We start from the raw sequence: 12,772 nt of genomic DNA, 5'->3' as shown, positions 1-12,772 counted from the left end.
ACCTAATTCGATGGACGGATGCTGGCAGCTTAGGGCTCGCGGCCGACGGCCTGCCAGCTCGACCAGTGGCCGAGCATGTCATCCACCACAGCCCCCCCCACCAAAACAATGTTTTGTAATGTCTCGTCGAAACCACCCGCGGTCTGCCCCGGAGCTGGATCGAGGTGAGCCAGTGTGGTCTCGTTGGGGTTGCCCTGGTCAAAATTTACGGCGCCGCGCAAACTCAGTAGGCGTGAGACACCCACCGTGCGCGCCAACACCTGAGCGATCGCCGCCGCTTCCATCTCGGTGATGACGTAGGGCGCGGCACCGTACAACTCGGTCAGGTACTGGGCCTCGGCCGACAAACCAGGCCCATGGAAAAAGGTATCGCCGGTCATATGGGTACCAGTAATAACCGCAGGAGCACGCCGCGCACTGGCTTGTGGGTAACGTTGCCGATAGCGCTCGGCGGCCTCTGAATTCTGTAGTGGCAGCTTTGCCGTGAGCGCTGTCGCCCGCTCCAGCAACTGGCGATTCAAGGTGTAGTGGCGAATTTTCTCGTAGCCTTTACGCGGCATAAAGGCGGGCTTATCCCGCGGCCCCTCTGCCGGCGACCAGCGATGGCCCAAATCGTAATCCACCAGGTCGGTAGCCCAACTGACATCACCAATGGTGCCCCGGCTGGGTGGAATGCCGGCCACGCCACTGACGATAAAAAAGCTTTCGGAAAAATCAAACCGCGGGTCAAGCAAAATCGCCAGCATGGAGGCCGATGAGGCCACCTTACCCATCCCCAACACTGAACCGCAGACACCACGGCTATTACAGAACAGAGGGCCGGCGGCCCCCTTAACAGAATAGCTTTCGGCCTGGCTAAAATAGCGCTGGTACCAATACTGAAATTCACCGGCCCGATCACCGCTGTTGTCACCTATCTCAAACATTGCGGCAATCAACACCTTAACCTTGATCGGCGCCACCGCTTCGGCAACTGCCCCATCGGCCCAACCACAGCCAATCACTATCCAAACCATTAGCAAACGACGGGCTGCTATAACTGCACTATTCAACGCTACCACCTTAAATATTGATCTGTTGGGTTATGGGATTGAGCGCCAGGCATTGGGCCAGCAACTCATCGAAACGCTGGCGGGCGGACGGTTGATCGTAACTGACCCAACGCGAGACCAGATCCCACTGCAAGACATAAAGCACCACGCTGCAAAAGCCGTAGTGCCAGCGCGCCGGATGCCGACGCAGGGTTTGCCAGGCCTGCTCAAACAGCAGGGCCTCCAGGCGAAAGTAATCCTTCGCCCGAACGGAGCTTTGAGCACTGGTCAACCAGGGAAAACGGTGTTCGAGATGAAAGGTCGGCTCAAGCCAGTGGCGTTCAATCGTGCTTTTTAACCGACTGGCGGTCCAATTCCCGGAGAGCAACTGATCGTTGGCCCTTTGCACCAGAGCCGCCACCAGCGTGCGTATATCGAGCCGGCTGGTGACTATATCAATAACCTGGGGATCAGCTTCACTGCTTAAAAAATCGTGAAAATTCCGGCTCACTGTTTCGTTATCGACACTCAGTGATAACTCATCCCACTCTAACAACCGCTCAATTTTTTGCAGGCGCTGCTGGTCCTCAGCGGTTAACATTTTCAGCCGGCGATCCAGCTTCAGGCGGGATAATGGCGTCTGTTTAGCAGAGAAGAGCGGTGCGAACTGCGGCAAGCTTGCCAATAACTGAATATATTGATCACGGGCAAACATGGCTAATGAATGATACCGTCCAATACCGCGCGAAACCTGGGGTTGAGGTATTTCAACAACAGGTCGGCAATGGCTTTATCGGTAACATCCACCTCTATGCCGTCATTTTTTAATCGCAGGGTAATACCCGCCTGGGACTCATCACCCGCCTTAAAACTGACCCCTTCCCGTAAAATTTTGCCCTGCACCGCGAACACAAAATCGGCCAACAGGCCACGGCTGGCGCTGTCTGGATCGTGGGTGATGTCATCAATGTCCAACACCTCGGGCGGTAGCGCCAGCTCCACTTCGGACTCAGTGCCAAGATTGGCATCGTCGACAATTCGCCCGACCGTCGCCAATACCAGTTGCCGCAACAGGTCGGGTTGCTCGACTGTAGTTCTAACCAGGCGTTCGACATCCTCAGAAAAGCGACTCAGCAGATGGCTTTTGAGCTCCAAAATCAGATCGCGATAGGCAATTTGCAGGGCATCGGTTGCCGCTCGTTTTTCCAGTGCAATTTGCTCCTGGGCTTGCTTCAGCTCCTGCTCCGCACGAGCCTTGGCCTCGGCAACAATAGCCACCGCCTGCTGCTTGGCCTGTTCAACAATTTTTGCAGACTCGGTTTGTGCCGCCTCTACCCCTTCCCGGCGCAAACGTTCAACCAGGGCATCTATGCCAGAGGCAACTCTATCGGGATGATCTTTCATGGTTAGCCTCCTACCGACAGCGAACTCGACAATACCAGGGCAAAGATAAACACAAACACCCCAAAGCCCTCGACGATAGCCAGGGGGGTAATCGACAAACCGAACAGTTCCGGTTTCTCTTTAATGGCATTAATGGCTGAGACGCATAAACGCCCCTGCCAATAGGCGGTATAAAGCAAAGTAAGCCCCGATAAAAAACCAATCGCCAACAGGCCGCTGCTGGTTGCCGGTGTCACCTGCCCTTGAAAAGCAAACATCAGCACAATACCGTAAATGACAAAGGTCGAGGGCAGCACCGATAAGCCAATAAATCGGCCGTAGCCGCTGTCGGTTTCCATCATTGCCCCGAGTGCCGCCTGGCCGGCGACACTACAACCCAGCACACTGCCTATAGCACCCAGTGCCACGGGAGCGAAAACCCCAAACCAGCCCAAGCCCAAAATCAACTCATTCATAACCCACTTCCTTAATCTCAAATGGCGTAAACACATAGCCCTCGCCTGGCTCACCCCAGTTGTAGAATTCAATGAAATTTAAACGCAAGCCGTGCACCACACCGCCCATAATGCCCAACGCCAGATTCACGATGTGGCCCAGCAGAAAAATAATACCGCCAGTGATAAAGCCAAACCCACCGGCACTAAATTCGGGTGCGGCCAGCTGATTAAAGGTGATCGCCAACGATGCGCTCGCCAAGCCAAGAGCAAATAGACGCATATAGCTGAGGGCATCGCCAAAGAGTTTGGTCAGGTTGGTCAACGCCATCAGCCCAGAGGCCAGATTTAACAACGTTGCTTTAACGCTACTGTAGGCCCGTGCTCCGCTGCCCAACAGCACAATTGCGGCACCGGTTGCCAAGCCTGCGACAGTGGCTTGCTGCAACAACGCTGAGACAAATTGCGTATCGCTCATCAACCACCAGCCGTAGCCGGAGACTGCCAACAGCAACCAGCCCAGTTTTGCAACTCCACCCTGCAGGCGCCGACGATGCACCCAAACATAGGTGATATTGGCAATGATGATGTGCAAAATGCCCACCCCGATCGAGAGGCGCATCATCAAATTGTGGTCCGTCAAGTTTACCCAGTTAAGACTCGCCAGAATGGTGTTTGCCGGCGGCCCATAGCCAAAATAGCTACCGACAATTACTCCCCAGGCAACGGCAGCCCCAACCATAAAACGGAACAGAGTTCGCAGCCGGGTACCCAAAGGGCTAGCCCCCAAACGCTGCCAGAATATCAGCAGCGCCAAGGCCAGTAACAAACCGTAACCCGCATCCGATAGGATCATGGCAAAAAAGAGCGAGAAGCTGAAATAGAGGTGCGCCGAGGGATCCCAGCCATGATAGCCGGGTGTTTGGTAGATAGCCGCCAGAGAGGCACCGGAGGCAAATCCGCGCTGGGGCTGCAGCAGGGTTGGCGGGTTATCCTGATGTGTGGGGCGTTCAGCGATGAAAGCGAACCGATGCTCTTCAGAACACCGCCGTAGTTCATCCAGTTGCGCTTCTGGCAGCCACGCCTGCAGAGTAAAAAAGCCGGAGTGTTGCTGAGTTTGCTGGAGCACGTAGTGGTAATGTGCCCGGTTATTGGCCTTGACCATATGAACCCGCATCAGGTAGAGGTAACGAGTTAACGCCTCTCGCTCCGCCAATAGCTCATCACGGCGGCTCTCAAACTGCTCATGCTCCTGCTGCAATTGCTGAAGCGGTTTCGAGCCCAGATGTTCGCGGGCCACTGGCAACAGATCGGCCACGGGTTCATTCTGGCAGATCACCACTACGTAAAGACGTGTGCTGGAACGCCCAACTATCTGCCAGGGCAGGTCAATTTTATCCAATGCATTACGCTTGGCCACCGGCAGCAGATAAAACCAGAAACGGAAATGTTCGACGTACTGATCAGGCGGAAATGAGAAATCCCCCCATGGGGTTACCCGAACAATCCGCTCCAGCACTTCGCCCAGGCGATCCTCAACCGAACGTAATTCCTGCTTTATCGCCAAAGCTTCGGCAACCACTGCCTGAAAATCGAAATTTTTAGGCGATGTTAAAGGCCGACGTTTGTATTTGCTGCCTTGTAGAAACAACATGGCAGACTCGGCCTGTTTATCCCGCGTGACTATCTCCTCCTGGCCGGGAGGAGGTTCACGCTGGGCATCAATAATATGCAGTTGCCCAAAACTTTGCAGCGCCGACACCACCTGCCCACAACAGTCGCTGGTTCCGGCAATGGTAATCTTGTTAAGGCGTGCAATGGTCATTGGGAAATTCGATATTAGTCCAGCTGCCCGGCGGCATGCCTTTTTTTGGCAATCTTCGAGGTGACTACCGCCTCCCGTTCACGATCACCAAGATAGATCTGAATACGCTTGATATTGGCCTCTGTTTTGGGAATAAGCACCTTATCAAACAAATTGACCCGCTGAGTGATCTTTACTAAAGCAGCGCTTAACCGCTCGATCTGTTGATCGGCCGCAGAGAGCGCTATTTCCAAGCGCAGTGCCTGCTCCACCAGCAACTGCAAGGGTAAAAACCAATGGGGTTTGGCCAAGGCCGCTGGCTGTGCTCGAACCATTTCAATTTGCGCCACCTCTGGCACACGACAACCAGCAATGTTTTTCACCTGCCAATTTACCTGCTTGACGGTAACCAATTGGGAGAGCTCAACCCGGCGATTGGACAACATGGGAATATGGTCGGCGACACTGCGTTTTAGCGACTCCAGCTCTATTGTCAGCTCTCGTTTACTGCGTTCGGCACTCTTAACCGCGATCCGCAGCTGCTGCCGTTTCATATCCAGCGCCGGCAGAAACCGTTGGTAGGAAGAGAGGCTGCTCTTCTCCTTGGCGAGAGTTGCTTTGGACAGCAGCAAGCGGGCCATAGTAGCTAGTCGCCCTGTTGCGCTATGTCTGCCTTGGACTTTTCTGGAAAGTATTTATTGACCAACTCTTGCTTCATCAGTAATTGCTCCTCATTAAAGCAGTCGGCCAACGTCTGCCAACATAGGTCTAAAGCCCGCTCCAGTGGCAGGGCGACTTCCAGATTCATAAAGCGCGTGCGGAACAGCTCGCCAAACTGCAACAGCTGTCGGTCATAGTCACTTAAATCAAACGCCATCGACCGCTTCTGTTCAGCTTCCACCGCGCCCGAATAGAAGCGAATCATGGTATTCATTAACTGGCTGTGGTCTTCCCGAGTCTGCTTGCCGATAACCAGTTGCTTCAAGCGGGAGAGGGAGCCGAACGGATCCAGTACACCACCATGCAGGTAGAATTGCCCTTCGGTGATGTAGCCGGTGTTATCGGGCACTGGGTGGGTGACGTCATTGCCCGGCATGGTGGTCACCGACAAGATCGTGACCGAGCCGCCCTTGGCATAGTCACAGGCCTTTTCGTAGCGCCGGGCCAATTGCGAATAGAGATCCCCCATATAACCCCGGTTTGAGGGTACCCGTTCATTGGCAACCCCCACCTCCTTTAAAGCATCGGCAAAGGCGGTCATATCGGTTAACAGCACCAAAACGCGTTTGCCCTCTTCCACAGCAAAATGCTCGGCAACAGAGAGCGCCAAGTCAGGCACCAGCAGCCGCTCGACAATGGAGTCGGATGCCTGATTGACGAACATCACCGTGCGAGCACTCAAACCGGCATTTTCGAAAGCCGTACGGAAGAAATGGAAGTCATCAAAGACCAACCCCATACCACCGAACACCACCAAATCGGCATCTGCCTGAATGCCAATTCTGGCCAAAAAAGCGTTGTAGGGTTCACCAGAGACCGAAAAAATCGGTATCTTTTGGCTCTCGACTAAACAGTTGAAGACATCAATCATCGGCACATCGGTGCGAATCATTTTGGAGGCGAGCACGCGCCGCATTGGGTTTACACTCGGCCCAGCGATATCGATCTTGTTGTCAAACTCCAATGCCGGCCCCTGGTCAATCGCCTCGCCCTTGCCATTAAAAATGCGCCCGAGGATATTATTGCTGGCGGTAACTTGCATTGGTCGGTCCAGGAAGGTGACCTTGGCATTGGTGGCCAGCCCCTTGGTTGAGTCGAACACCTGTAGCCCAACTGCGGAACCGCGGATATCAATCACTTGTGCCAAGCGGGATTCCATATTTTCGCCAGACAAAATCGCCAGGTCATTGAGCCTTACTACTGGTTTCTGCCCGGCGCCGGGGATGGGAACTGTCAAGCGCACCAGGTCGCCCACAATTTCGGTTATCGAGTGATAGGAAGTTTGGAGAGAAGCCATCTCACAGCCAACAATGCAGATTAACGATCAACAACCCGGTTGGAATATGCCCTACGGTGAGCATCCCCAAGCCAATTGTGGATTTATAACATGAAGATAGGGTGAACTCTACGACCGAACATTTCGGCATTGCAGAGGTGAGATCAGTAAACAGCGGGAAGATTCCCAAATTGGAGGTAGTGACGACGCGAAGAACGTCCAGGTTCCACGCCGGAAGAGATAACCAACGACGTGGTTTAAGATTGGTAACTCCGCCAAACGCTCGCCTAACGGCCACCCGGCCCACCCATAATCACGCCTGGGCGGGTGCGGCAGTCTAAAGCGCTATTAGAGGCAGAGAAAGGCTGCGGCTAAACCGCTTGTTTGCAGCCCATTTCCTCAGCAACCTGAGAGTGAAGAAGGTAATCCGCATCCGGTTTGCCAACCAGGTCGGATAACTCTACCAACAATTGGATCTCCAGCGGCACCGCCTGATCCTCGTTGGCGGCATTTTCTGAAAATATTTCGCTAACTCTGCATATGTTCATAAACTGTTCGCTCCAGTTTGACCAGCTAGATGATGCCCCCTAACAGGCATTTTGAAATCACTTGCTGTCGGTTAACACTGTTGGTTTTTTTCATACAGTTCTGAATGTGGAAGTTCACGGTCCGCTCACTCACACCCAATATTTTGCTCACTTCCCAGGAGGTTTTACCCTTCGAGACCCAGCGAATACACTCCACTTCCCGCTTGGTAAAGGGAACCGACTGTTCTTCACACACCCGGTCGTAAGCCTTAAAGGCATAGTGCCCTAAAATGAGCCAAAACCAGGAAACCTTCTCCAGTACGATTGCCGGGACTCCAACAGGTAACTCTACCAGTAGAATACTTCTGATCAGCGTGTTGGAGCCCAACGGCAACGCAAAGGCATTGGGTACAGGCTGCTCCTCCGAAGGGAGACGGGCTGTGTAGTAAGGTGAAGGATTACTTTTCAGCGCATCCAGTAAGGGATCAATCATGGTAATCAGCCAATTCTTCATAAATGGCGACACTACGCCCACCGGCTGCTCCAACATAGGCTGATCGCCGGTGTCGTCAATAGTGACTATGTAGCAACTCGTATAGTGCAGGAGTGAGCTCATGTCTTCTAAAGTTTTTTGTAAGCTGGCGGTATCCACGATCGCCTCGAATTGCCTGATAAAACGCTCTAAAGCCTCCATCAGTGACTCCTCCTTGCTGGAAGTACTAAACAACAATCAGTAAAAATCGGGCCCGCACACAGGCCCCCAACCGGTTTGCCTAGATTCGGCCTCCACAAACACGAGAGGTGCACGGCAGCGTCGACAAGGTGGTACCACTCACACCTGAGGTGCTGGCGGTCTTACTGGTGGAATCCGCCTGTTCATCGCCAGCGGAAGAGAGTGCAGTCAGGCCAATAGACAAAACTAATGCAGACAAGACTGCGGTGGTTTTGGCATTACAAATCAGGCGGCTCAGGTTCCAAATGATATTCTTCATAGTTAACACTCCAGAATAAGTATTAGTTGATAGGGATAACGTGCTTACCCAACAGACCTCTTAGGTCGTGAGCCTCATGTATTCAGGTAATAACCAGAAAAAGCACATGGGGCCCGACAAATCTGCAGGTGTGAAAACTGTGCAAAAATCAAGCAGAGTAGCTAATGACTTTTGGCCGTACCGATAACCTGCCAGTATTAACACTGTCGCCGAATCGGCTTCACAACTAGACTATTGAGCAAGCAGCCTGTTACACCATAACCAAACTGTGACCATGTTGTTAGGTTATGATAATCAACCAGTAACCGACTGTTTTTTAAGTACATTTTTATTTTCTGCGCGTATCCATCACAGCACGCAACCCTCGTTTCTAACTCCCATCGGTCAAAATTCCCCCCCCCTTTGCATAGCCCTTCTAACCTGCCAGCAGTACTGTGAATGCTTTGGGCTGCTTAAAAAGGCACAGCCAAGGCCAGCATTAAAAAAAGAGTGGCGTCGGAATTAGGAAAGCCAGCAATAGCTACTGATGAATTTGGCGCCATCTTAGTGAGCAAGCTGTCCCTTAAGCAGTTTGAAAAGTGTGATTACAGGCGCCAAGAGAAGAGGCAAGCGGAATTAGCAACCGTGGTAGAAGCGTTCTGGTAAAGGGAGTTTGAGACCAATTAGAGCAGCCCGATAACCGGTCATGCTCAAGCGTATATGGGAGGGAGGGGCTAACCTATTAGCGCGAGCCAGTTAGGTAAGCGAGGGTTAAGGTTGCTGTGGACGCAAGGTCACCTTCAGCACATCGGTATAGTTAAGCCGCTTTGAGCGGTATGAAAATGTCTTCGCATGTAGATCGAAGAAGAGTGTTGGGTTCATGAGAGAGACAATATCGCTAAGTTGGGTGGTATTGCCGGTATTCAAATCACGCACAGTGATAACCGTGTCCTCCCCCTTTATCTGGCTCCAGATGAGGTAGTCATCGATCAAATTCCAAGACATGACAAACTCGAAACTGATCCGGATACCCAGATCTTCAACATTGAGCAGGTCGCCACTGATCAAATAGAGCTCACCGTCATCCTTGGCGGCGATAAAAGCGTCGTTATAGGCCCGGATTGATCGAAATCCGTCCAGAAAAAGAGTGGATTTATTGGCTAACAGGTCAAAAAAGCGAATTCGCCAACCAGATACCTGCTTCTCCCCGTAAAGAATCCCCTCTCCCTCTTTATAAAAGCGGGCATCCTCGACAAATTGCGATTGATTGGTGATGTACTTGATCTCTTGAGTGGGACGGTAGAAGACACCCAAACGTCCGTTCAGCGAGAGTAACAGCGCCTGGCGCTGCGGATCCAGATCGAAGATGTGTATATTTTGATCGCTGTTAAGTAACAGCGTCGAGCTGGCGGTTTCAATATCGTATTCATACAACGAATAGCCCATCGCCTCTTGTTGAACCCAAAACCGCTTGTTGGGGCTAAAGTGGAAACTGGAACTCAATACCAGCTCACCCAGGGGCAGCTCTGTACGATCGTTGAAATCATCCAGGTTTACCTGCACCTCAAACTTTTCCGCCGGCTTATCTCTCAATATCAAAAACTGGTCAGGAGAGAGCACCTTAATATGGGTGTAGAGCTCAAAGCTATTCTCTAGTAGAACCGTCTGATCCAAAGTATTGACATCGAGTATCGATAACTTGTCTTTATCCAGAATCAGGCATCGGTTCTCGTCCAGCCACTGAAAATCAAGTATCAACGGTTGCCAATTGATCTTTTTCAAAAGGGCGTCGGTATGCTTGTCAAATACGTATATGGATAGGTTATTTTCCAGTAGGGTGCCGCGCACAAAGGAGTATTTGGTCCCCAGTGGCGTGGTGGCTATGAATATATCGATTGTGTCAGCCCTATCGCTGAAACTGGCTTCCTGAGTTTCACCGGTGTTCAGATTGAGCTTATAAATAGTGGAGGTATTGGAATCTTTAAAAATAGCGGCGTACAGATAGCCCGGATTATCGTCCTCTTCCAAATTGGTGATGGTGAAGAAATTCTTACCAACCACATGGGATTCATCTTGAGTATCACGATCAAGCCTGGCTATACGCAGTTCGGTGGAACTTTTGTTGATCGCAGTATAAGCAATGGCCTTGTTACCCAAAATAAACTCAATGGCACCGATATAATCTTCGCCGTGAGTAATCTGCTTGGTTTCGGATGAGTGTAAATTCTGAATAAATAGCTGGTGCGACTGATGGACATCGGTTCGGGCACTGTAGGCCAGATATTTTCCATCATCCGATATCGCCAGAGATAATTTTTCGGAGGGCAAACTATCGATCACTTCAACCGACTGCACCAAATCAGCCTGTGTATCCTTGGGATGCGATTTAAAAATTATTATCCGGTAGATAAATACCGCACCCAGTGCGAGTAAAAAAAGAACAGCGACCGCATTACTTTTACGTAACAGCGGCATTATAGCCGAATTAACCGGTTTTGGTGCGCTTCTAGCCGAATGAGAAGAGGGAGTGTTCGACTCGGCCGGAGCTATTTGTTCAACATTGTCCAAAAAATTGACGGTCGACGAAGCCTCATCTGTACTCGCCGAAGTGGAACTGTCCGAAGTGGAATTGGCCGAATATTCTTGCTCGACAAGTTCAGCAATTAGGCGATAACCACGTTTGGGTAGGGACTTAATGTAAACCGGTTCATTGACATCGTCTTCCAGCGCAGTGCGTAATTTACTGATCGTTCTGCGTACAGCGGTATCCGTGACAATTCGGCCGACCCAAACCGCGTTATGCAACTCGGTTAACGAGACATAGCGGTCCCTGTGGTCCAACAAATATTGCAATACCTCTATCAGCTTGGGCTCCAATGGGAGCTCTTCACCATCCTTGTATAGCAACTGTGACCGACTATCGAGCTGGAAACGCCCAAACTGAACAATCATACCTGACGTGGTCATATCCTAATCTTTCTGAGAGACCCTTTCCTATCAGCGCGCGGAAAATCGTTATAGTAATGCAAATTGTAATTAGAACACAGTTAAGAACGAACCGTCCGTCATCAATAAAGATCCGTTATAAATAAAAAAGCCTCGACGTGATAATTCTGTGAAGAGTTTCAACATCCCGATTGGCAGCTAAAACCAAAAAACCCAGTTAAAACACAACAGGAAAGACAAAGCTCGCTATTACGAAGTGTACCGGCAACACCATATCGCGATCCTAATTACAACACACTATTCGATTACTCCTTTTTATTAGACAGTAACGCCACAACGGTAGGCATACACCAATACCAGAGTTTGAATAGCCTAATTAGACCCTACCGATAAATCCCTACTGACGATAACGAATTAAAATTTGCAGAGCCACTTATAAATCCCCGCCAAGTTGAAAGGCTATTCACCAATTATCACGTGGAAACCAACGGCATAAATAAGAGGGTTAACGGCAATTCGTCGTTAGACGCATATAAAGGAAGAAGCGTTGCTCCAACCCAGCACAAAAAGATAAAAATTGAGTGTATGTATAATTGAGGGTCGCCAGGTAGAGCAAGCAAAGCCATATCCCCCCTAACCGTCTCGGCCTCTGGCAGTGAAGCTGGCGCGTAAATCTACACGGGACAGGTTAGAAAGAACCAACCTGCCAGGCCTATTTTCATTCAAGCCATACTGATACTGTAGCCCTGGCTGTATAGGTATTGGGGCCGAAATAGAAATCCCCGATGTGTTCAACGAATGCGCGCACAATTTGTAGTGCCGTTAACGAGCCCCCAGATTTTCTAGCTCCCATCAACCACCAGGCCACAGGCCAAAAACCAGTTTTCATCATGCGCCTGATATTAAACCAACGGTACACAAACACATCACTGACCGCGCTCTCTGCCCCAGGCACCAGCCAATGCCTTGTAGACGTATAGAAATTCATGCAAGGAGAGTTACAGCAAGAATAAATAAGCTAAATCCCCCCCTGATTATCATGATATACGAAACCCCTTCGACCCGAGCCCTACTCTTGCCATTCAAACGACTACTGGATGCAATCAACGTATTGACCAATACCAGTTAAAACTTAAGTAGCAAAAACAATAGCAAAGCCGTCGTCAAAGATATTAATAACCCCCATAGAGGCTTGCCGTACATTAGCCGAGGGAAAGAAGCTCACAACCTGGGGGTCGTTATCTTACCTCCAATGTATATCGACCAGATCTATTTAACCGTAGCTCAGTACACCCGGATTGAAGCCGACTTGGCGAGGATTCCTGCCACAGTTCCTAAAGGCCGCAGTACTGAATGCATACCTACAGGATAGGCTCTCTAAAGGAGGCACAGAGGGATGTTGAGGGGCCCTCCCCTTTGCCTAATGCTGCATCCGCAATCGTAGGGATTTGCCGGCATCCAGGGCTGGATACCTCATGGCGATCTGGTTATAAACTATCGCGAATGTGTGGGGCCCGGCACCCTGCAGGCTACCCCCAACCAATGGTCCTGCCATTGGCTTAACCGCTCACAGCGGTTGGCTCACTCTGTTCGCCCAAACAAAAAACCCCCGCACAGTGTGCGAGGGTTTTGTGTTTGGTGGAGCCTAGCGGGATTATT

Annotated in this window: 11 protein-coding genes; all 11 read right to left on the bottom strand. The window is 51.0% G+C overall.

Translation table 11 applies throughout. From position 1 onward, the window contains the following. Positions 1-29 precede the first annotated feature (29 nt). The gene (locus SBL51_RS01340; protein WP_317929930.1) at positions 30-1,016 is read right to left on the bottom strand and encodes a purine nucleoside permease; all 987 of its coding nucleotides are present in this window, start codon (positions 1,014-1,016) and stop codon (positions 30-32) included. 46 nt (positions 1,017-1,062) lie between these two features. After that, positions 1,063-1,746 carry a hypothetical protein gene (locus SBL51_RS01335; protein ID WP_317928666.1) on the bottom strand — a complete coding sequence of 228 codons (684 nt, stop codon included), beginning with the start codon at positions 1,744-1,746 and terminating at the stop codon, positions 1,063-1,065. A gap of 2 nt (positions 1,747-1,748) precedes the next feature. Beyond that, positions 1,749-2,435 carry a hypothetical protein gene (locus SBL51_RS01330; RefSeq protein WP_317928665.1) on the bottom strand — a complete coding sequence of 229 codons (687 nt, stop codon included), beginning with the start codon at positions 2,433-2,435 and terminating at the stop codon, positions 1,749-1,751. 2 nt (positions 2,436-2,437) lie between these two features. Next, positions 2,438-2,890, bottom strand: a complete 453-nt coding sequence (locus SBL51_RS01325; protein ID WP_317928664.1) for an ATP synthase subunit C — start codon at positions 2,888-2,890, stop codon at positions 2,438-2,440. After that, on the bottom strand, positions 2,883-4,694 hold the full coding sequence (locus tag SBL51_RS01320; RefSeq protein ID WP_317928663.1) for a hypothetical protein: 1,812 nt from the start codon (positions 4,692-4,694) through the stop codon (positions 2,883-2,885). Before SBL51_RS01320 ends, SBL51_RS01325 begins: the two co-directional genes overlap by 8 nt. 14 nt (positions 4,695-4,708) lie before the next feature. Continuing rightward, positions 4,709-5,314, bottom strand: a complete 606-nt coding sequence (locus tag SBL51_RS01315) for a V-type ATP synthase subunit D (protein WP_317928662.1) — start codon at positions 5,312-5,314, stop codon at positions 4,709-4,711. Between the two features lie 5 nt (positions 5,315-5,319). Further along, complete coding sequence (locus SBL51_RS01310; RefSeq protein ID WP_317928661.1) at positions 5,320-6,690, bottom strand: V-type ATP synthase subunit B; 1,371 nt, start codon at positions 6,688-6,690, stop codon at positions 5,320-5,322. 350 nt (positions 6,691-7,040) lie between these two features. Next, positions 7,041-7,217, bottom strand: coding sequence for a hypothetical protein (locus SBL51_RS01305; protein WP_317928660.1), 177 nt, complete (start codon positions 7,215-7,217; stop codon positions 7,041-7,043). Positions 7,218-7,242: 25 nt separating this feature from the next. Continuing rightward, entirely contained in the window at positions 7,243-7,890 is a 648-nt protein-coding gene (locus tag SBL51_RS01300) for a helix-turn-helix domain-containing protein (RefSeq protein ID WP_317928659.1), read from the bottom strand. A 79-nt stretch (positions 7,891-7,969) separates the two neighbouring features. Next, positions 7,970-8,188 carry a hypothetical protein gene (locus SBL51_RS01295; protein ID WP_317928658.1) on the bottom strand — a complete coding sequence of 73 codons (219 nt, stop codon included), beginning with the start codon at positions 8,186-8,188 and terminating at the stop codon, positions 7,970-7,972. A 750-nt stretch (positions 8,189-8,938) separates the two neighbouring features. Further along, a complete protein-coding gene (locus tag SBL51_RS01290; protein ID WP_317928657.1) occupies positions 8,939-11,134 on the bottom strand; it encodes a winged helix-turn-helix domain-containing protein in 2,196 nt (731 codons plus the stop codon). Positions 11,135-12,772 lie beyond the last annotated feature (1,638 nt).

The organism is Halioxenophilus sp. WMMB6, assembly GCF_033283405.1.
In the GTDB taxonomy this organism is placed as follows: Bacteria; Pseudomonadota; Gammaproteobacteria; order Pseudomonadales; family Cellvibrionaceae; genus Halioxenophilus.
The sequence above is the reverse complement of the archived record's forward strand: the minus strand, read 5'-3'. Positions and strand labels throughout refer to the sequence as shown.

Excerpts from the sequence above, each read along its gene's own strand:
- SBL51_RS01340 (WP_317929930.1), bottom strand. The coding sequence starts at position 1,016 with ATGGTTTGGATAGTGATTGGCTGTGGTTGGGCCGATGGGGCAGTTGCC.
- SBL51_RS01335 (WP_317928666.1), bottom strand. The coding sequence starts at position 1,746 with ATGTTTGCCCGTGATCAATATATTCAGTTATTGGCAAGCTTGCCGCAG.
- SBL51_RS01330 (WP_317928665.1), bottom strand. The coding sequence starts at position 2,435 with ATGAAAGATCATCCCGATAGAGTTGCCTCTGGCATAGATGCCCTGGTT.
- SBL51_RS01325 (WP_317928664.1), bottom strand. The coding sequence starts at position 2,890 with ATGAATGAGTTGATTTTGGGCTTGGGCTGGTTTGGGGTTTTCGCTCCC.
- SBL51_RS01320 (WP_317928663.1), bottom strand. The coding sequence starts at position 4,694 with ATGACCATTGCACGCCTTAACAAGATTACCATTGCCGGAACCAGCGAC.
- SBL51_RS01315 (WP_317928662.1), bottom strand. The coding sequence starts at position 5,314 with ATGGCCCGCTTGCTGCTGTCCAAAGCAACTCTCGCCAAGGAGAAGAGC.
- SBL51_RS01310 (WP_317928661.1), bottom strand. The coding sequence starts at position 6,690 with ATGGCTTCTCTCCAAACTTCCTATCACTCGATAACCGAAATTGTGGGC.
- SBL51_RS01305 (WP_317928660.1), bottom strand. The coding sequence starts at position 7,217 with ATGAACATATGCAGAGTTAGCGAAATATTTTCAGAAAATGCCGCCAAC.
- SBL51_RS01300 (WP_317928659.1), bottom strand. The coding sequence starts at position 7,890 with ATGGAGGCTTTAGAGCGTTTTATCAGGCAATTCGAGGCGATCGTGGAT.
- SBL51_RS01295 (WP_317928658.1), bottom strand. The coding sequence starts at position 8,188 with ATGAAGAATATCATTTGGAACCTGAGCCGCCTGATTTGTAATGCCAAA.
- SBL51_RS01290 (WP_317928657.1), bottom strand. The coding sequence starts at position 11,134 with ATGACCACGTCAGGTATGATTGTTCAGTTTGGGCGTTTCCAGCTCGAT.